Raw genomic sequence first — 17,871 nt, 5'->3', positions numbered from 1 at the left:
CCATCGTTGGGGTCAAGTATTGTTATTTCGCAGAGCGGGATCAACAGTCGCGATGCGACATTATCTGCATCGCGACAGGTTGAATGCACACGCGCTTCGGTTGGGAGCCTGCGCGTGTTATCGCGGTGCGAGAATTTGTGAGGGAAATCGATGACTGAGACGCGGTGGTGGTGGATTCGGCACGCGCCTGTGCCGGATGGCGGAAAGATCTATGGGCAGCGGGATCTGGATGCGGATTGTACCGATCCGGTCGCCTTCAAGGCGCTGGCGCACGAACTCCCGCGCGATGCCATGTGGGTGACGAGCAATCTCGGCCGGACCAGGCAGACCGCCGAGGCGATTATCGCCGCGATGGGCCGGAAGGCCGGCGAGATCGAGCTGCGGGCTATTCCGGAGCTTGCCGAACAGCATCTCGGCGACTGGCAGGGGCTCGATCGCAAAGAGTTTTTCGCCAAGCGCGATTTGGCGGTCTCCCCCTTTTGGCTCTGCGCAGCCGATGCGCGGCCGCCGAATGGCGAGACGTTCTTGGAGCTTACCGAACGCGTTCATGGCGCGATCCGGCAGCTTTCGGCGAACGTCGCGGGCCGCGACGTGATCGTCGTGGCGCACGGCGGTACCATTCGCGCCGTTCTCGGGCTTGCGCTGGGGATCGATGCGGAGGCGTCGCTGGCTTTCGTGACGGACAACTGCTCGATCACGCGCGTCGATCATATCGCGGGCGATCGCGAGCGCTGGCGAATCGTGACGACAAATCACCGCCCATGGCTGCGCGCTGCCGGGGCAACACATGTCACCGGTGTGCCACAAGGCCAGGTTCAGGCCTAAAGCGGCCGCGCGACGGTCCATATTGCGCCGCAATTATTGAACTCGTATTCACGCGTTGAATACAACCAATCAAAGATGAATAGATTGTTGCAGTGCCTATGCGAAATGCGCATTCCTGGCACTGCAACATTGAACCTTTTGCACCGCACCAAACACTACTAGACTGGAAACAAGATCGAAGCTGATCTCGTGATTCACTAGTATACAAGGTGTGATATGACCATCTCGACCATCGCGCGCTACCTCCGGGTCTGGCGCCGTTACAACAAGACCCTCAATGAACTCGCTCGCCTGAGCGACCGCGAACTCGCCGACATCGGCATGACCCGCGGCGATCTCTACACCCGCGCTTGGGATTCGGCTCAGAAGGCTGCTTAAGCCCTCTTCCCGGACCTCCAGTCTGCAAATCAACGCCCGCGCAAGCGGGCGTTTTTTGTTTGAGTTGCCGTTAGCGTCATCCGCGCTTTGTCTTGACGCCAGATGAGAGGCGCGACACACCCGACCGCATGAAACCAATTCATGTCATCGGGGGCGGCCTGGCGGGGTCGGAGTCGGCTTGGCAATGCGCCGAGGCCGGCGTGCCGGTCGTGCTGCACGAGATGCGGCCGGTCCGTGAGACGCCCGTTCACAAGACCGGCGGCCTTGCGGAACTCGTCTGCTCCAACTCCTTCCGCTCCGACGATGCGACCGCCAACGCGGTCGGCCTCCTGCATGCCGAGATGCGGCGCCTCGGTTCGATCATCATGCAGTCGGGCGATGCGCATCAGGTTCCGGCCGGCGGCGCGCTCGCGGTCGACCGCGATGCATTCTCCGCTCAAGTCACGGCGGCGCTCGAAGCTCACCCGTTGATCACCATCGAACGTGGCGAGATCGCCGGGCTACCGCCGGCGGACTGGGACTCGGTTATCGTCGCGACCGGGCCCCTCACCTCCCCGGCACTCGCCACGGCCGTCGGCCAGCTCACCGGCGAGGCCGAACTCGCTTTCTTCGACGCGATCGCTCCGATCGTGCATCGCGACTCGATCGACATGGACACGGCGTGGTTCCAGTCGCGTTACGACAAGGTCGGTCCGGGCGGCACGGGCGCCGACTACATCAACTGCCCGATGACGCGCGACGAATACGAAGCCTTCGTCGATGCGCTGCTCACGGGCGCGAAGGCCGAGTTCAAGGATTTCGAGGGCACGCCCTACTTCGACGGCTGCCTTCCGATCGAGGTGATGGCCGAACGCGGACGCGAAACGCTGCGGCATGGCCCGATGAAGCCGGTCGGCCTCACCAACCCGCGCCAGCCGGACGTGAAGCCGTATGCGATCGTTCAGCTGCGTCAGGACAACAAGCTCGGCACGCTGTTCAACATGGTCGGCTTCCAGACCAAGCTGAAGCACGGCGAACAGACGCGCGTGTTCCGGATGATCCCGGGCTTGCAGAATGCCGAGTTCGCGCGGCTCGGCGGCCTACACCGCAACACCTTCCTGAACTCGCCCAAGTTGCTCGACGAGACGCTGCGGCTCAAAGCGGAGCCGCGTTTGCGGTTCGCTGGGCAGATCACGGGATGCGAAGGTTATGTCGAGTCCGCCGCGATCGGATTGATCACGGGACGCATCGCGGCGGCCGAACGGCGGGGCATGCCTGTGAGCTTGCCGCCGGAGACGACGGCGCTCGGCGCGCTGATCGGGCACATCACAGGCGGTCACATCTCGGCGGACGATGGGGGCTCGCGGTCGTTTCAGCCGATGAACGTGAACTTCGGGCTGTTTCCACCGCTGGCGCAGACGCCGACGCGCGATGCCGAGGGCAAACGCCTCAAGGGCACGGCAAAGACGCTCGCGAAGAAGAACGCGATGTGTGCGCGGGCTTTGGCTGATCTCGATCGCTGGATCGCGGGCGAGCGGTTCGATACGGCGGCGGAGTAGCCTGTCCGTAGCCCGGATGAAGCGCGCGCAGCGCGCGATATCCGGGGTCAGTGGAAGCCGCAGACACCGACCCGGATGTCGGCCGGCTTCGCCGACCTCATCCGGGCTACGAAAACCCACTTACATCCGCGCGGCGCGCCAGAGCCGCCACTGCCGTCGCCACTGCGACACATCGAGCGGCGTGCGGAACGGATCGTAGCCGCGCTGCTCCATCGCATCGAGAATGCCGGGCAGCAGCCAGATGTGCAGGAAGGCCGGTCGCGCCGCCTGATCGAGCGCGACGTAGTGCGGGCGAAACGCCGCTAGACGCTCGCGTGCCCAGCCGCGCATCTCAGCCATCGCAGCATGGAGCGATGGCGTCGCGATGCCGGCGAACATGTCTTCGCGCGAGACGCCGTGTTTCTGCAGCAAATCCTCCGGCATGAAAGTCTGGCGCCGCGACGCATGCGTCGGCAGCGTCTGCAGAGCCCACACGATCGCGGCCGCCTGCGCGGCAGGTTCCGCGGCTTCGGCGAATGTCGCTTCCTGGCGGCCGCTCAGCGCCGCCGCAGAAAGCCGCAGCATCGCGCCGGTGGTCTCGAAGGCGTAGGTGTCGAGTTCGGCGCGATCGAGAATCGGATCGTGATAAAGTTCGCGCGCGCGCGCATCGATCAGCATGTCGAGCGTTGCATGCGCGACGCCGGTTTTCGCCAGCGTGTCGAGCAGCGCGGCCGAAATGGGATTGGCCTGCGCTTCGCCGTCGCGTTCGCCCAAGATGACCTCGCGCCACCATTGGAAGCGGATCTCGCCGGCCATCGGCTCGCGCACACGTCCGGCGACGCGCGCGATCTCTATGTCGAAGGCATAGAGCGCGTGGAGATAGTCGCGGCGATCCGCCGGCGCGAACAGTGCGGCGATGTAGCGGTCTTTGTCCGCCTCATGCAGCAACGCTTCGCTGGCCGAGTATGCCATCACGTCACCGCAAGGAGAGCGGCGGCGACGCGGCGCTGCTCGCCGACCAGAATGTTGAAGATGCGGATCGCCGCGCCGGTCTGCATCGTCTCGGTGTTGAGCGGCGCTTCGCGCAAGGCTTTGCGGAGACTTGTCGACAAGAGCGCGGACGTTCGGCCGGTGCCGACGAAGAACGAGTCGATCTCGTCGCGCTCAGCGAAAGCGAGTTCGAGACTGGCCTCGGTGATCTGGTCGGGCGTCGCGACGTCCCACGCATACATCCCGCTCGGCAGGCACAATAGCGAGCCGCGATGCGACATGCCGCCGAAGCGGAAACCGCCGTTGCCGTAAGTGTCGATCGGAACGAGCTGCGGCAGATGCGGCCGCGAGGTCATCCGCGTTCCCCTACGGCCGTGCCGGAACCTGCGAGGTGTCGGCCTTCGCTTGCGCTTCAACTTCGAGACGTGCCGTGCCGACACCGAGATAAATCAACAGCGGCGAGGCGATGAAGATCGACGTATAGGTGCCGACCAGCACGACGCCGAACATCATCGTCGCGGTGAACGAGTGGATGGCGGTGCCGCCTTTCAGCAGCAACGCGAGCAGAGCGAGCGTGACCGTGACGTGAGTGATGATCGAGCGCGACAGCGTTGCGTTGATCGACTCGTTGAGAAGCTGCTCCATCGGCATTTTCTTGTAACGCCGCAGCATCTCGCGAATTCGGTCATAGATGACGACCGTATCGTTGAGCGAATAGCCCAAGATCGTCAGCAAGGCCGCGATACTCGTGAGGTCAAAGTCGATCTGCATGATCGACATGAAGCCGATCGTCAGCACGATATCGTGCGCGTTCGCTATCGATGCGCCGAGCGCGAATTGCCACTCGAATCTGAACCAGAGATACACAAGAATACAGATGACGGCCATGAAGACGCCGAACACGCCGTAAGACAGAAGCTCGCCGGACACGCGCGGGCCGACGACTTCGACGCGGCGGTATTCGACAGTGTCGCCGAGCGAGCCGCGCACCTTGTTCATCGCGGCTTGCTGAGCTTCGTCGCCGCCCGGCTGCTGCGCGATGCGGATGAGCACGTCAGACGGCCCACCGAACTGTTGCAGATTGATTTCGCCGAGGCCGAGACCGTTGAGTGTCGCGCGCATCTTGGCGATGTCGGCCGGGCCGCCCTTCTGCTGGACTTCGAGCAGCGTGCCGCCCTTGAAGTCGATGCCGAAGTTCAAGCCGTGCGTGAAGTACAAGACGATCGCGATGATCGACAGCAGTGCCGAGATCGGAAAGCTGATGCGGCGGAACCGAATGAAATCGAACTTGGTATCGTCCGGGACGATGCGCAGAGGATAAAGTTTCACGTCTCAATCCCCTTAAATCGGAACGGTTTTCGGCCGGCGCCAACGCACCCAGCCGGCGACGATAAGCTTCGTCAGCGTGAAGGCGGTGAACACCGTCGTGATGATGCCGATGCCGAAGGTGACGGCAAAGCCGCGCACCGCGCCGGTACCGATCAGGAACAAGATCACGGCCGCGATGAATGTCGTGATGTTGGTGTCGAGAATGGTCGCGAGCGCGCGGTCGAACCCGGCGCCGATCGCCATCATGGCGGTGCGCCCTGCCCGCCATTCTTCGCGGATGCGCTCGTAGATCAGCACGTTCGAGTCCACCGCGATGCCGACGGTGAGCACGATGCCGGCGATGCCCGGGAGCGTCAGCGTGGCGTTCAGCAGCGATAGGATGCCGAAGATCATCGCAACGTTGACGGCAACCGCGATGTTGGCGATCACGCCGAGGATGCCATAGACCCAGATCATAAAGACGACAACGAGAGCCGCGCCGATGACGGAGGCGTGGATGCCAGCCGTGATCGAGTCCTGACCGAGACCCGGACCGACGTTACGCTCTTCGACGATCGACATCGGCGCCGCGAGTGCGCCGGACTTGAGCACGATCGCGAGGTTGTTGGCCTGCTCGACCGTGAAGTTGCCGGAGATCTGGCCGGAGCCGCCGATGATCGGCTCACGAATGACGGGTGCCGAAATCACTTCGCCGTCGAGAACGATGGCGAAGGGTTTTCCGACGTTTTCCTGCGTCGCACGGCCGAAGGCGCGCGCGCCGTTGGTGTTGAAGCGGAACGAGACGATGGGCTCGCTGGTGCGCTGGTCGAAGCCGGGCTGAGCGTCGGTCAGATCGCCGCCCGAGACGATCGGGCGCTCTTCGAGCACGTAACGGCCGCCGCCCTCTTCACGCGTGCCACGCGCAACGATGTAGCCGGCCGGGATGCGGCCCTGCTCGATCTGGTCAGCGCCGAGCGTGGTGTCGACGAGGTGGAACGTCAGCTTCGCGGTGCGGCCGATCAGCTCTTTCAAGCGATCCGGATTGTCGAGGCCGGGCACCTGCACGAGGACGCGCGATGCGCCTTGACGCTGAATCGACGGCTCGACAGTGCCGAGTGCGTTGAGGCGCTTTTCAAGAACTTGGATCGACTGATCGACGGCCTGGCGCATACGATCGTTGATGCCGGGCTCGGTGAGCGAGACGCGGATCAGGCCGTTCTGTTCGTTGATCTCGAGCGTGTTCTGGCCGGAGCCGCTGAGCAGGCCGCCGATCGGCTGCGATAGCGCGCGCAGCTTCGGCAACGCCTTCGGCACGTCGGCGGCTTCGCTGATACGAACTTCGACTGTCATGCCGCGGATCGCAAGGCCTGTGTAGCGAATGCGGTCGTCGCGGAGAACGCGGCGCACATCGTCACGCAGCGCCTCGACACGCTCCTTGCGCACGGCGTTCTCGTCGACCTGCAGCAGCAGAGAGACGCCGCCCTGAAGATCGAGCCCGAGCACCATGTGGCGCTGCGCCCATTTCGGCCACGTCTTGACGGTTTCGGGCGCGAAGAAATTCGGGATCGCAAAGATGCAGATGAGCAACGCCGACAAAATGATCGTAAGCGCGCGGGTGCGCGTGAAATGCAACATGCTGGTTCTCCGCGCGTTCGGCTTAAGCTCAAGCCTTCGCGCTGTCTTCCTTCACGGGCTCGCCCTTGGCCCGCACGTCCGAAATCATGCCACGCGCCTGGCGAATGCGCACACCGTCCGCGATCTCGATCTCGATCTGGTCGTCGTCGATCACCTTGGTCACCTTGCCGATGATGCCACCCGAGGTAATCACCGTATCGCCGCGACGCACGTTCTTCACCAATTCCTGATGCTGCTTCACGCGGCGCTGCTGCGGACGCAGTATCAGGAAGTACATGATGACGAAAATGAGGATGAAAGGCAGCAGAGACGTCAACATCTCGGTGCCGCCACCGGCGGCCTGCGCGTAAGCGGGCGTAATAAACATCGAAGGTCCTTTGAACGGGGCTCGGGGGCCCCTCTTGGCCGCAGCGCAATGGCCGCGAAATCGGCCGGGACTATACTGGCCGGAGACCCAAAAGCAACGCTTGGCCGGGCTTTTAGGGGTGCCGAATGGTCGCGGGAGACCGCTTGCCGGGGGGAAACGCACCGGTTAAGCAGTCGCCGCACCGGAGTGAGCATGAAATCAACGTCAGAATTGGATGGCACCGCCGTAATGACGGTCCTGAAGCGAATCGCGGATTCGCTCGAACGCCTCGCCCCGCCGGCCCGGCCGGCTGTCGATCTCGAGGCCGCCGACGCCTTCGTCTGGGCGCCGACGACCGACACGCTGACCGCCGTCAAGCGGGTCAACCGGGTCGATATGGGTCTTCTCAAGGGCATCGATCGCGTGCGCGACACGCTGATGGAAAACACCGAGCGCTTCGCGCAGGGACTGCCGGCGAACAACGCCCTGCTCTGGGGTTCGCGCGGCATGGGCAAGTCGTCACTGGTCAAGGCCGCGCATGCGTCGGTGGCGGCGACGATGGACGGTCCGTCGGGCTTGAAGCTTGTCGAAATCCACCGCGAGGACATCGAGACGTTGCCGGAGCTGATGGCGATCATGCGCGCCTCGCAGCATCGCTTCATCGTGTTCTGCGACGACCTTTCGTTCGATCACGACGACACGTCGTATAAATCGCTCAAAGCCGTGCTCGACGGCGGCATCGAAGGCCGGCCCGACAACGTGTTGTTCTACGCGACGTCGAACCGGCGGCATCTTCTGCCGCGCGACATGATGGACAACGAGCGCTCGACGTCGATCAATCCGGGCGAAGCGATCGAAGAGAAGGTTTCGCTGTCGGATCGCTTCGGGCTTTGGCTCGGCTTCCACAAATGCAGCCAGGACGAATATCTCGAGATGGTTCGCGGCTACGTGAAGCACCACAAGATCCCGGTGAAGGACGAGCAGCTCGAACGCGAGGCGCTCGAATGGGCGACGACGCGCGGTTCACGCTCCGGCCGCGTCGCGTGGCAATACGTGCAGGATCTCGCCGGCCGGCTGCGCGTGCAGCTCGAAGCGCCGAAAGCGAAAAAGAAGAAGTAAAAACGTCAACGACCGCCTCCGTGAGGAGACGGCCGTTGTCGGTCGAACCAAGCCTCTGGAGGGCTGCGGGCTCAGTTTCCGTTGAGGTACGGCATCGGGTCGACCGGGGTCGAACCCTTGCGCACTTCGAAATGCAGTTGCGGCGATGAAACGTTGCCGGTCTGGCCGGCATTCGCGATGATCTGACCGCGCTTTACGGTCTCGCCGCGCTTCACCTTCAGCTCGCTCGCATGAGCGTAAGCCGTGACATAGCCGTTGGCGTGACGGACGAGGACGAGGTTGCCGTAGCCCTTGAGCTCGTTGCCCGAGTAAGCGACGACGCCGTCTTCGGCGGCCTTGACCGACGTGCCTTCCGGCACCGCCAGATTGATGCCTTCGTTCTTCTCGCCGTTGCCCTTCGGGCCGAAGCCGGCGACGACGCGGCCGCGCACCGGCCAGCGGAACGAGGCGGAGGTTGCGCCGGTCGCTGCCGGAGCTTCCTTCTCGGGAGCCGCCGTCTGGTTCGGCGAAGCGAGGTTCGCCTTCTCGACGCGTTCCGGTTCTTTCAGGTTAGCCGGCGCGGCGCCGCGCTGAACCGATGCGACCTGCATCGGCTTCTCGGGCTTGCCCGGAGCGGCGGCGGTCTTCTGAGCGGGCGTCGTGGTCTTTGCGTTCGGCTGAGCGGCCGCGATCTTCTGGGCCGGAGCGGCCGGCTTCGCGGGCTCCGCTGCAGCGGTCTTGATCTGAGACTGCGGGACGCCCGGGATGATGAGGCGCTGACCGGCCTTGATCTTATCGGTCGCCTTGAGGCTGTTGGCGGCGGCGACTTCGGCGCGCGTGCGGCCGTATTGCTGAGCGATGCTGCCGAGGCTGTCCTTGGCGGTCGCGACGTGAACGCCGGACGAGCGCGCCGGTGCCGGAGCCGACGGCTGCGAATTACGCATCGCGGCGAGCTGGCGCGGCTGAGCCGCGTGCTTCATCTGGGCCGGAGCGGCCGAAGCCTGACGCGGCTGAGCCGGCGGCGGATTATATGATTGCTGCGGAGCTTCCGGGAGCTGTTGACGCTCGATCGGGGCTTGGCTCTCGTAGCGCGGCGCGTGGCCACGCTGGTCCTGCACCGAGCCGGTCGTTTCCAGAGCTGACGGGTAGCGCTGAGCGGTGCGCTGTTGTGGGCCGCCCTCAAATCTGGCGACATCCGAACTACAGGCCGCGACGCTGACAGAAAACAAGCAGAGGGCAGCTACTCTGACGACAACCCGCTGACGCGGGGTGACTACGCGAAACGGCATTTTGGTTACTCATACGCTACAGAACAACTCGAATTCGGAGTAAACACCGCCGCGGTAAATAGAGGTTTAAGCAAAGTGAATCCGTCTCAACCTTAATGTCGATTTGAAGAATTCGCCGAAACGCGCATGCCGAAGAAGCCCCTTCCCCTCACTAAAGCGACCGCCCGCCATTTGTGGTTGACGGCACAGCGCTTGGACACGCGCGAGCCTTTCGGCGGCGGTCCGGAAGCGACCGCGAAGGCGGTGGCGCATCTCGGCTACGTGCAGATCGACACGATCAACGTGATCGAACGCTGCCATCACCACATTCTGTGGTCCCGCATCCCCGAGTACCGGCGGGAGCATCTGCGCCAGGCGCAGAGCGTCGAGAAATCCGTCTTCGAATATTGGACGCACGCGCTCGCTTACGTGCCGAGCAGCGACTATCGCTTCTTCGCTCGCGCGATGCGGACGTATCCGGAGAAGGAACGCGCCTGGTTCAAGGGCGTGCAGCCGGAGGACCTGCGCAAGGTGATGCGCCTGGTCCGCAAAGACGGCGCTTTGTCGATCCGCGACATCACGGACGACGAATTACGCGAGAAGGATCATGCGTGGGCGTCACGCAAGCCCTCGCGGCGTGCGTTACAGCTCGCGTTCTTCACCGGCGCGCTGACGGTGAGCGCGCGGACCGGCATGCTGAAGACTTACGATCTCACCGAGCGGCATTTCGGCTGGGACAAACGTCCGAAACCCGCATCGGAAAGCGAGACCGTAACGTATCTGCTCGACCGTGCGCTGACGGCGCAAGGCATCGTCAGTTTGGATTCGATCTGCCATCTCGACGCGCCGCGTAAGCCCGCGATCCGGCAACTCATCGAACGCCGCGTGCGCAAGGGCGAACTCGTTCCGCTGGCGATTGAAGACGCAGGAAAAGTCGAACATTGGGTGCGGCCTGCGCTGCTCGAGCAGGAGCATGTTGAGCCGACGCTGACGCATGTTCTCTCGCCGTTCGACCCGCTGATCATTCAGCGCAAACGGCTGAAGTTTTTCTTCGGCTACGATCATCTGTTCGAGGCGTATGTGCCGAAGGAAAAGCGCGTGTTGGGTTACTTCGCGCTACCGGTTTTGATCGGCGACAAGATTGTCGCCGCGCTCGATATCAAAGCAGACCGCGCCAACAAGAAATTACTGATGCAGAAATGGACGTGGGTCGGCGACGGCAAGGCGAAGGCGCACAAGAAGCTTGTTGAAGAAGAGCTGCACCGTTTCGCGCAATTTCAGTTTGCTGAACCGTCGCCCTGAGAGCCTGACCGAAAAAGCAGAGAACATATCTTCGGCCAATCCTCCCTCTCGGCTGTCATCCCGGAAGCCGCGAAGCGGCTATCCGGGAACCACGTAGCCCAATCGTGCGCAGGGATACGTGGTTCCCGGATCGGCTTCGCCGTCCGGGATGACAGCCCAATGATGTCTCGCGCGATCGTTTCCGGTCAGGCTCTCTAGGATGACGGACCGGAGATCAGAGCTCCCGCGCCTTGCCCGGCAGCAGCGGCACGAAACGCACCTGCATCAAATCCTCGGTGGTGACGTTGCCGTCCTTATCCTTGCGCATGCGCTTGAGCTTTTGGATGCCGTCGTGTTCGCCGACCGGGATGATCATCACGCCATCGAGGGCGAGCTGCGTGACCAGCGCCTGCGGCATCTCCTCGGCGGCGGCCGTCACCATGATGCGATCGAAGCGGCGCTCGCCCGGCAGCGGCACCATGCCGTCGCCGACGACAACGTGGAGATTGTTGAGCCGGAGCGTTTCGAAGCGGACGCTGGCGGCGAGTGCCAACGTGTGGAAGCGCTCGATCGTGACGACGTCGCCGGACATGCGCGAGAGGATCGCGGCCTGGTAGCCGGAGCCGGTGCCGACTTCGAGCACGCGGTGGTGCGGACGCACGTCGAGCGCGGCCGTCATATAGGCGACGAGATACGGCTGGCTGATGGTCTGACCGCAGGCGATCGGCAACGCCTGGTTCGCGTACGCGTTGTCGGCAAATTCCGCGGTGACGAAATGCTCGCGCGGTACTTCGTCCATCGCGCGCAGCACGTTGGGATCCCCGATCCCGCGCTTACGCAGCGCGAGAAGGAATTCCATGCGGTTGATGCTGCCGTCGCCCTGCTGCAATCCACTCTCTCGTGTAGCCCGGATGGAGCGCGGCACAGCCGTGCGCAATCCGGGATAGCAAAAGGCTTCGAATAAGACCCCGGATGTCGCTTCGCTCATCCGGGCTACAAGTTACTTTTTCGGTCGCGGAAACTTCTCGGCGAGCTTGGTCATCAAAGGCTCGTCGGTCAAATCGAGCCGCAGCGGAGTCACAGAAATATGACGATGCGCGAGCGCCGATAGATCGGTGCCGACGCGCGGGGCCGGACGTTCCTTTCGCGCGAAGGCAATCCAGTAATACGGATTGCCGCGGCCGTCGTGCCGCGCGTCGATGCGCAGGATGTCCTGATCGCGCTTGCCCTGCTGCGTCACCGAGATGCCCTCGATGGCGTCGGGCGCGCAATCCGGGAAGTTGACGTTGACCAGCGTGTCAGCCGGTATTCCAAGGTCGAGAATGCGCCGCACGATATCCGGACCATGCTTCGCGCCGGTCTCCCACAACGGGTTGTGGCGCGTTTCGAGGCCGTAGGCCTGGCTGAGCGCGATCGACGGAATACCGAGCACGGTGCCCTCTTTCGCGGCCGCCACGGTGCCCGAATAGAGCACGTCTTCGGCGACGTTCTGGCCGCGATTGACACCCGAGAGGACGAGGTCTGGACGTTTGTCCAGCACGTGCCGAACGCCCATGATCACGCAGTCGGTCGGCGTGCCTTTGACGGCAAAATGCTTGTCGCCGAGTTCGCGCAGACGCAGCGGGTCGTTGAGCGACAGCGAGTGCGACACGCCGGATTGATCGAATTCCGGCGCGACGATCCACACGTCGTCGGAAATCGCGCGCGCGATGTCGGCGCAGATTTTCAGGCCCGGCGCGTTGATGCCGTCGTCGTTGGTCACAAGAATGCGCATTCGATTGTCCGCCTATCGATTGAATTCTGCTGTCATCCCGGCCGAGCCTGCTTGCGCAGCAAGCAGTGAGAGCCGGGATCCACGTATCCCTGCTACCGCTTGGGGTACATGGTTCCCGGATCTGCTCGCCGCTGCGCTGCGCGCAGCCGCTCACGTCCGGGATGACAGCTTTACTGTTTGGCCGATGCTCAAGCCTTCTCGATCTTCTTCATGCCGCCCATGTAAGGCACGAGCACGTCCGGTACGGTGATCGAGCCGTCTTCGTTCTGATAATTCTCCAGCACCGCGACAAGCGCACGACCGACCGCGACGCCGGAGCCGTTGAGCGTGTGGACGTGGCGGACCTTGTTGGCTTTATCGCGGAAGCGCGCGTTCATGCGGCGCGCCTGGAAGTCGCCGCACACCGAGCACGACGAGATTTCGCGGTAGGCGTTTTGGCCCGGCAGCCAGACTTCGATGTCGTAAGTCTTCTGCGAGGCGAAGCCCATGTCGCCGGTGCACAGCGTCATCACGCGGTAGTGCAGATCGAGGCGCTTGAGGATTTCCTCGGCGCACGCGGTCATGCGCTCGTGCTCGTCGAGCGATTGCTCCGGCGTCGTGATGGAGACGAGTTCGACCTTGGTGAATTGGTGCTGGCGGATCATGCCGCGTGTGTCCTTGCCGGCCGCGCCCGCTTCGGCGCGGAAGCACGGCGTGCAGGCGGTGAGCCGCAGCGGCAGTTCGTCCTCGCCGACGATAGATTCGCGGACGAGGTTTGTCAGCGAGACTTCGGCGGTGGGGATGAGCCAGCGGCCCTGAAACTGAGCTGCCTTTGACTTCAAAGCCTCATCGGACGACGTTCCTTCTCCCGGCAATACAGACTCAGCAATCTGAAGATCAATTGCGAGTTCCCGGATCTGCGCATCATTGGCCGCCAAGAACTGATCGTCGCGAAACTTCGGCAGTTGCGCCGTACCGAACATCGCGTCGTCGCGCACCAGCAGCGGCGGGCTCACCTCGGTGTAGCCGTGTTCACCCGTATGAACGTCGAGCATGAATTGACCGAGCGCGCGTTCGAGGCGCGCGAGGCCCTTCTGCAGCACGACGAAACGCGAGCCGGAGAGTTTGGCGGCGAGTTCGAAATCCATCTGGCCGAGCGCTTCGCCCAGCTCGAAATGCTGCTTGAGCGGACGGTTGTCGCCCTTGCGATCCGGCAGATACGCGGCGGCGCGCTTCGGCCAATATTTGTGATGCTCGACATTGCCGTGCTCGTCGGCACCTTCCGGCACTTCGGGCAGCGGCAGGTTCGGAATCGTCGCGAGGACGCCGTTCGGACCGGAGAGCTTTTCCTCCTCGGCTTTCGCGGTCTGCTCGAGCTGCGGCAGCGTGGTTTTGAGTTCGACGACTTCGGCCATCAGCGCGTCGGCGCGCGCGTTGTCCTTGGCCTTCTTCGCCTCGCCGATTTCCTTCGAGGCGGCGTTGCGGCGCGCCTGCGCCTGCTCGGACGCCGCGATGGCGGAGCGCCGCGCTTCGTCGATCTTAAGAAGCTCGGACGACGAGAATGCCACCGGCTGTTCGCCACGGCGGCCGAGCGCCTTGTCGAAGGCGGCGGCGTTCTCTCTGATCCAGCGGATGTCGTGCATGGTGCAATCTCGGCCAACAATTCCGTCATGGCCCGGCTTGTCCGGGCCATCCACGTCTTGGCGGCGCTGTTGAAGACGTGGATGGCCCGCAAGAAGCGGGCCATGACGGCTCAATTGGGCGCCGAAGCATGGCGGCCAAACGGCTAAAGGGTTAGGCGCGGTAAATCAACTACTCGGCCGGGGTGACGTCCGTGGACGGATCGGTCGCCGGTTTCTGCTTCGGCTCGACCCACTTGGCGGCCCAGATCGACCCCTCGTAAAGGATCATCAGCGGCAGCGCGAGCGCGAGCTGGCTGATCACGTCCGGTGGGGTGAGCACCGCCGCGATGACGAAGGCGCCGACGATGAAGTAGCGGCGTTTCGCGCGCAGGCTCTCGGAGGTCAGAATGCCGACGCGCGCGAGCAGCGTGAGGATCACGGGAAGCTGGAACGCGATGCCGAACGCGAAGATCAGCGACATGATCAGCGAGAGATATTCAGCGACCTTCGGCAACAGTTCGATCGCGGCGTTGCCGTCGCCCGGCGCCTGCTGCATCGACACCGAGAACTTCACCAGCATCGGCATGGCGACGAAGTAAACCATCATCGAGCCGAGCGCGAAGAAGATCGGCGTCGCGATGAGATACGGCAGGAAGGCTTGGCGCTCGTGTTTGTAGAGGCCGGGCGCGACGAACATGTAGAGCTGTCCCGCTATCACGGGAAACGCCAGGAAACACGCGCCGAACAGCGCGAGCTTCAAGCGCGTGAGGAAGTATTCGAGCAGCTGCGTGTAGATGAATTTCGCGCTGGAGCCGACGACGAGCGAATACGGCCAGACCAGGATGTTGAAGATCTGCTCGGAGAAATAGAAGCAGATGATGAACATCAGGAAGATGGCGAGCAGCGCCTTGATGAGGCGCGAGCGCAGCTCGATCAGGTGGTCCATCAACGGCGCCTTGGAGGCGTCGATGTCGTCTTGGCTCATGCCGCGCTCCCGGACTTAGGAGCATCAGCTTTCGGAGGCTCTGCGGGCGCAGGCGCGCCATCGAGTGCGGCGCGCTCCGGATGCGCGTCAGGCGCTGCGGTCGCGGGAGCCGCCGTCTCGGCCGGCGGTGCGGCGAATTCGTGCGGGTTCACGGGCGGCGGCATCTCGGGCATCGGCGTGCTGATGTCGGCGGCCGGTGCCGACGGTGTTCCGCCCGTCGACGGCGTCAGGTCCGCGCTCGATACGCCGACGTCTTTCGTCGCAGCGTCGAACTGGGATTTGGCGTTTTGGAATTCGTCCCGAATGGTCTGCATCGGGTTGAAGCCCTTGGCGGTGTCGCGGAGACCGTCGACCTTGTCTTTGAGGTCCGACATCTCAGCTTCACGCATGGCTTCGTTGAACTGACCTTGGAATTCGGACGCCATGCGCCTGATCTTGGTCATGTACTGACCCATCGTGCGCAGGACTGTCGGCAGTTCCTTCGGGCCAATGACAATCAGCGCGACCATGCCGATCAGGATCAGCTCGCCCCAACTGATGTCGAACATGAGTTTCTCCGCGCGGCGGCGCTATACGCTGCGCCGCCTATTCCCAGATGGGCTTAGAGGGTCGAACCCTCAGCCTTGCGCTCTGTCTGGGCGCGATTTGCGAGACCAGGCTCTTGGTTGATGGTCTTCAGCTGGTCGCTCTTGGCGGGCTCATTCTTGGCCACGTCCTCGTCGGACATGCCCTTCTTGAACGCCTTGATGCCCTGCGCCATGTCGCCCATGAGCTCGGAAATCTTGCCGCGGCCGAACAGCAGCAGGACCACGACGACAACCACGAGCCAATGCCAAATGCTTAACGATCCCATAGGGATAATCCTCCGCGCGGGCGCAACCGGCTTTTGCCGTATCGGCCCCTTGTTCCCAACTGAACCTAGGCCTCGTCGGCCGGAAAGACAAGGACTTCAGCCGGATCGATCGTCACAGCTACGGGAGTGTTGACGGCCATGCCGCGCGCACCCCGCAGCCGGGCCTTGATCGGCCGCTCGCTACCCTGGACGACGATCTCCAGGAGATCGACCTCGCCGAGGAAACGGATGCTGCGCAACCGGCCGCCGATTCCGCTGCTCGGGAAGCCGACCGAGATGGCGTCCGGCCGCACGGCGACGACCGCTTGCGTCCCTTCGGATAAGCCGGGTGCTTTGAAGCTGCCGACGGGCGTTTCGACTTTACCGCCCTGAACTTCGCCGTAAAATTCGTTGAGATCCGTGAAGTAGCGCGCGGCGGCGAGATCGCGTGGCTTGCTGTAGATCCTCTCCGGCGTGTCGGCCTGGACGATGCGCCCTGCCCGCATCAGCACGATGCGGTCGCCGATGCGGAGCGCCTCCTCGGGATCGTGCGTGACGACGATGCAGGTCACGCGGCTCTCGCGCATGACGTTGAGCGTTTCCTCGCGGACTTCGTCGCGCAGGCGCTTGTCGAGGCCGGAGAATGGCTCGTCCATCAGCAGCACATTCGGTCGTGGCGCGACGGCGCGGGCAAGCGCAACGCGCTGCTGCTCGCCGCCCGACAACATGTGCGGATAGCCGTCCGCATAACGGGCGACGCCGACACGCTCGAGCGCGAGGCGCGCTTCGCGTTCCGCATCGGCGCGCGACATATCGCGCAAACCAAACATCACGTTGGCGAGATTGGTGAGATGCGGGAAGAGCGCGAAATCCTGGAACATCAGGCCGACGCCGCGCTTCTCGGGCGGAACGGCGTTGCGGCCCGTGCTGACGTCCTGGCCGTTGATGAGGATGCGCCCCGACAGCGGCGTCTCGACGCCGGCGGCGAGGCGCAGCAACGTCGTCTTGCCGCAGCCGGACGGGCCGAGGAGACAGATCACTTCGCCGGGCGCGATGTCGAGATCGATGCCTCGCACGGCCTCGACGTCGCCGTAGCGATGCGAGACCCCCTCGTAGACGAGACGCGCCGGAATCGACGCCGGGGTGCGCGGACGCGACACCAAGCGATCGATGAACCCCCGCCGCTCAGGCGCAGCACTCATTTTTTCACGCGCATGATCGGACGGAAAACCGGTGACCACTTTTCCTGATCATGCGCCGAATTCCCCGCAGAACTACTCTTCGTCGGTACGCTCCGACGGCACCGCGAGGGTGAGGTCGAGCTCCGGGGTGTCTTCTAGCGGGTCCTCGTCGTCGCGCAAAGCCGGATCGTCGGACGGCGACGGTACCGAGAAGCCGGCCGGCAGGCCGCCCTCCAGCAGGCCCGCGCCCTTCAGCTCTTCGAGGCCCGGCAGGTCGTTGAGCGCCTCGAGGCCGAATTGGCTGAGGAAATTCTCGGTCGTGCCGTAAGTGACCGGACGCCCCGGCGCCTTGCGGCGGCCACGCAGGCGCACCCAACCGGTCTCCAGCAGCACGTCGAGCGTGCCCTTGGACGTGTTGACGCCGCGGATCTCTTCGATCTCGGCGCGGGTCACCGGCTGGTGATAGGCGACGATCGCCAGCGTCTCGAGCGCAGCGCGCGACAGTTTCTTCGGCTCGACGATGTTCTTCGACAGCAGCCACGCGAGATCGTTGGCGGTGCGGAAGGTCCACTTGCCGCCGATGCTGACGAGGTTGACGCCGCGCGGCGCGTATTCGGTCTGCAGCGCGCGAAGCGTTGCCTTGACGTCGGTGTCGTCGGGGAGACGCTCGCCGAGCGTCTTCTCGTCGAGCGGCTCGCTCGCGGCGAACAGCAACGCTTCGATCAAGCGCAGTTCTTCGGGGCGCTGTACCGGCTCTTCCACCGTCTCGGGCTCACGTGTGTCTTCGAAATCTTCCACCGGATTGCCTTCGCTTACCGCGATCCGCAAACGACGTTCTGCGACTGGGGTCAT

19 protein-coding genes are annotated in these 17,871 nt (G+C 63.7%); 5 read left to right on the top strand and 14 right to left on the bottom strand.

The genetic code is table 11. From position 1 onward, the window contains the following. The first annotated feature begins 150 nt into the window (after positions 1 to 150). From GJW30_RS14460 to trmFO, 3 genes are all read left to right on the top strand, one after another. On the top strand, positions 151 to 825 hold the full coding sequence (locus GJW30_RS14460) for a histidine phosphatase family protein (RefSeq protein WP_096356501.1): 675 nt from the start codon (positions 151 to 153) through the stop codon (positions 823 to 825). A 216-nt stretch (positions 826 to 1,041) separates the two neighbouring features. Next, a complete protein-coding gene (locus GJW30_RS14455) occupies positions 1,042 to 1,203 on the top strand; it encodes a DUF1127 domain-containing protein (protein WP_096356499.1) in 162 nt (53 codons plus the stop codon). A gap of 128 nt (positions 1,204 to 1,331) precedes the next feature. Beyond that, a complete protein-coding gene (trmFO, locus tag GJW30_RS14450) occupies positions 1,332 to 2,741 on the top strand; it encodes a methylenetetrahydrofolate--tRNA-(uracil(54)-C(5))-methyltransferase (FADH(2)-oxidizing) TrmFO (protein WP_096356497.1) in 1,410 nt (469 codons plus the stop codon). 120 nt (positions 2,742 to 2,861) lie between these two features. On the opposite strand, the gene GJW30_RS14445 is transcribed toward trmFO, so the two are convergent. Genes GJW30_RS14445 through yajC form a run of 5 tightly spaced genes read right to left on the bottom strand, consistent with a single transcriptional unit; the run spans position 2,862 to position 7,020 of the window. Next, positions 2,862 to 3,692: a phytoene/squalene synthase family protein gene (locus GJW30_RS14445; protein ID WP_096356495.1), complete on the bottom strand. Its 831-nt coding sequence runs from the start codon at positions 3,690 to 3,692 to the stop codon at positions 2,862 to 2,864. Next, entirely contained in the window at positions 3,692 to 4,066 is a 375-nt protein-coding gene (locus GJW30_RS14440; protein WP_096356493.1) for an Mth938-like domain-containing protein, read from the bottom strand. Before GJW30_RS14440 ends, GJW30_RS14445 begins: the two co-directional genes overlap by 1 nt. Positions 4,067 to 4,076: 10 nt before the next feature. Further along, on the bottom strand, positions 4,077 to 5,039 hold the full coding sequence (gene secF / locus GJW30_RS14435) for a protein translocase subunit SecF (RefSeq protein ID WP_096356491.1): 963 nt from the start codon (positions 5,037 to 5,039) through the stop codon (positions 4,077 to 4,079). 12 nt (positions 5,040 to 5,051) lie between these two features. Continuing rightward, positions 5,052 to 6,653 (bottom strand): protein translocase subunit SecD, encoded by a 1,602-nt coding sequence (secD, locus tag GJW30_RS14430; RefSeq protein ID WP_096356489.1) that lies wholly within the window; start codon positions 6,651 to 6,653, stop codon positions 5,052 to 5,054. 28 nt (positions 6,654 to 6,681) lie between these two features. Beyond that, positions 6,682 to 7,020, bottom strand: a complete 339-nt coding sequence (gene yajC / locus GJW30_RS14425) for a preprotein translocase subunit YajC (protein WP_096356487.1) — start codon at positions 7,018 to 7,020, stop codon at positions 6,682 to 6,684. Positions 7,021 to 7,212: 192 nt separating this feature from the next. Here yajC and GJW30_RS14420 point away from each other — a divergent pair, with 192 nt between their 5' ends. Beyond that, complete coding sequence (locus GJW30_RS14420) at positions 7,213 to 8,118, top strand: ATP-binding protein (protein ID WP_245408517.1); 906 nt, start codon at positions 7,213 to 7,215, stop codon at positions 8,116 to 8,118. Between the two features lie 71 nt (positions 8,119 to 8,189). Here the strand turns inward: GJW30_RS14420 and GJW30_RS14415 are convergent, their stop codons facing one another. Next, on the bottom strand, positions 8,190 to 9,386 hold the full coding sequence (locus GJW30_RS14415) for a peptidoglycan DD-metalloendopeptidase family protein (protein WP_096356483.1): 1,197 nt from the start codon (positions 9,384 to 9,386) through the stop codon (positions 8,190 to 8,192). A 126-nt stretch (positions 9,387 to 9,512) separates the two neighbouring features. Here GJW30_RS14415 and GJW30_RS14410 point away from each other — a divergent pair, with 126 nt between their 5' ends. Beyond that, the gene (locus GJW30_RS14410) at positions 9,513 to 10,667 is read left to right on the top strand and encodes a winged helix-turn-helix domain-containing protein (RefSeq protein WP_096356481.1); all 1,155 of its coding nucleotides are present in this window, start codon (positions 9,513 to 9,515) and stop codon (positions 10,665 to 10,667) included. Between the two features lie 214 nt (positions 10,668 to 10,881). On the opposite strand, the gene GJW30_RS14405 is transcribed toward GJW30_RS14410, so the two are convergent. The 8 genes from GJW30_RS14405 to scpB all read right to left on the bottom strand — a co-directional run bounded on the left by GJW30_RS14405 (position 10,882) and on the right by scpB (position 17,871). Then, entirely contained in the window at positions 10,882 to 11,505 is a 624-nt protein-coding gene (locus tag GJW30_RS14405) for a protein-L-isoaspartate(D-aspartate) O-methyltransferase (RefSeq protein WP_096356479.1), read from the bottom strand. A 141-nt stretch (positions 11,506 to 11,646) separates the two neighbouring features. Continuing rightward, a complete protein-coding gene (gene surE / locus GJW30_RS14400; RefSeq protein WP_096356477.1) occupies positions 11,647 to 12,420 on the bottom strand; it encodes a 5'/3'-nucleotidase SurE in 774 nt (257 codons plus the stop codon). 188 nt (positions 12,421 to 12,608) lie between these two features. After that, the gene (serS, locus tag GJW30_RS14395; RefSeq protein ID WP_096356475.1) at positions 12,609 to 14,042 is read right to left on the bottom strand and encodes a serine--tRNA ligase; all 1,434 of its coding nucleotides are present in this window, start codon (positions 14,040 to 14,042) and stop codon (positions 12,609 to 12,611) included. 169 nt (positions 14,043 to 14,211) lie between these two features. Next, complete coding sequence (gene tatC / locus GJW30_RS14390) at positions 14,212 to 15,006, bottom strand: twin-arginine translocase subunit TatC (protein ID WP_096356473.1); 795 nt, start codon at positions 15,004 to 15,006, stop codon at positions 14,212 to 14,214. After that, the gene (tatB, locus tag GJW30_RS14385; RefSeq protein ID WP_096356471.1) at positions 15,003 to 15,554 is read right to left on the bottom strand and encodes a Sec-independent protein translocase protein TatB; all 552 of its coding nucleotides are present in this window, start codon (positions 15,552 to 15,554) and stop codon (positions 15,003 to 15,005) included. Before tatB ends, tatC begins: the two co-directional genes overlap by 4 nt. A gap of 53 nt (positions 15,555 to 15,607) precedes the next feature. After that, positions 15,608 to 15,859, bottom strand: coding sequence for a twin-arginine translocase TatA/TatE family subunit (locus tag GJW30_RS14380; RefSeq protein ID WP_096356469.1), 252 nt, complete (start codon positions 15,857 to 15,859; stop codon positions 15,608 to 15,610). A gap of 65 nt (positions 15,860 to 15,924) precedes the next feature. Next, a complete protein-coding gene (locus GJW30_RS14375) occupies positions 15,925 to 17,040 on the bottom strand; it encodes an ABC transporter ATP-binding protein (protein ID WP_197703734.1) in 1,116 nt (371 codons plus the stop codon). 72 nt (positions 17,041 to 17,112) lie between these two features. Further along, positions 17,113 to 17,871, bottom strand: coding sequence for an SMC-Scp complex subunit ScpB (gene scpB, locus GJW30_RS14370; RefSeq protein WP_096356467.1), 759 nt, complete (start codon positions 17,869 to 17,871; stop codon positions 17,113 to 17,115).

The organism is Variibacter gotjawalensis (assembly GCF_002355335.1).
GTDB classification, from domain to species: Bacteria; Pseudomonadota; Alphaproteobacteria; order Rhizobiales; family Xanthobacteraceae; genus Variibacter; species Variibacter gotjawalensis.
The sequence above is the reverse complement of the archived record's forward strand: the minus strand, read 5'-3'. Positions and strand labels throughout refer to the sequence as shown.

Excerpts from the sequence above, each read along its gene's own strand:
- surE (WP_096356477.1), bottom strand. The coding sequence starts at position 12,420 with ATGCGCATTCTTGTGACCAACGACGACGGCATCAACGCGCCGGGCCTG.
- trmFO (WP_096356497.1), top strand. The coding sequence starts at position 1,332 with ATGAAACCAATTCATGTCATCGGGGGCGGCCTGGCGGGGTCGGAGTCG.
- GJW30_RS14445 (WP_096356495.1), bottom strand. The coding sequence starts at position 3,692 with ATGGCATACTCGGCCAGCGAAGCGTTGCTGCATGAGGCGGACAAAGAC.
- GJW30_RS14455 (WP_096356499.1), top strand. The coding sequence starts at position 1,042 with ATGACCATCTCGACCATCGCGCGCTACCTCCGGGTCTGGCGCCGTTAC.
- GJW30_RS14410 (WP_096356481.1), top strand. The coding sequence starts at position 9,513 with ATGCCGAAGAAGCCCCTTCCCCTCACTAAAGCGACCGCCCGCCATTTG.
- GJW30_RS14415 (WP_096356483.1), bottom strand. The coding sequence starts at position 9,386 with ATGCCGTTTCGCGTAGTCACCCCGCGTCAGCGGGTTGTCGTCAGAGTA.
- GJW30_RS14405 (WP_096356479.1), bottom strand. The coding sequence starts at position 11,505 with ATGGAATTCCTTCTCGCGCTGCGTAAGCGCGGGATCGGGGATCCCAAC.
- tatC (WP_096356473.1), bottom strand. The coding sequence starts at position 15,006 with ATGAGCCAAGACGACATCGACGCCTCCAAGGCGCCGTTGATGGACCAC.
- scpB (WP_096356467.1), bottom strand. The coding sequence starts at position 17,871 with ATGACCCCAGTCGCAGAACGTCGTTTGCGGATCGCGGTAAGCGAAGGC.
- secD (WP_096356489.1), bottom strand. The coding sequence starts at position 6,653 with ATGTTGCATTTCACGCGCACCCGCGCGCTTACGATCATTTTGTCGGCG.
- GJW30_RS14420 (WP_245408517.1), top strand. The coding sequence starts at position 7,213 with ATGAAATCAACGTCAGAATTGGATGGCACCGCCGTAATGACGGTCCTG.
- GJW30_RS14380 (WP_096356469.1), bottom strand. The coding sequence starts at position 15,859 with ATGGGATCGTTAAGCATTTGGCATTGGCTCGTGGTTGTCGTCGTGGTC.
- tatB (WP_096356471.1), bottom strand. The coding sequence starts at position 15,554 with ATGTTCGACATCAGTTGGGGCGAGCTGATCCTGATCGGCATGGTCGCG.
- GJW30_RS14375 (WP_197703734.1), bottom strand. The coding sequence starts at position 17,040 with ATGAGTGCTGCGCCTGAGCGGCGGGGGTTCATCGATCGCTTGGTGTCG.
- GJW30_RS14440 (WP_096356493.1), bottom strand. The coding sequence starts at position 4,066 with ATGACCTCGCGGCCGCATCTGCCGCAGCTCGTTCCGATCGACACTTAC.
- GJW30_RS14460 (WP_096356501.1), top strand. The coding sequence starts at position 151 with ATGACTGAGACGCGGTGGTGGTGGATTCGGCACGCGCCTGTGCCGGAT.
- serS (WP_096356475.1), bottom strand. The coding sequence starts at position 14,042 with ATGCACGACATCCGCTGGATCAGAGAGAACGCCGCCGCCTTCGACAAG.
- yajC (WP_096356487.1), bottom strand. The coding sequence starts at position 7,020 with ATGTTTATTACGCCCGCTTACGCGCAGGCCGCCGGTGGCGGCACCGAG.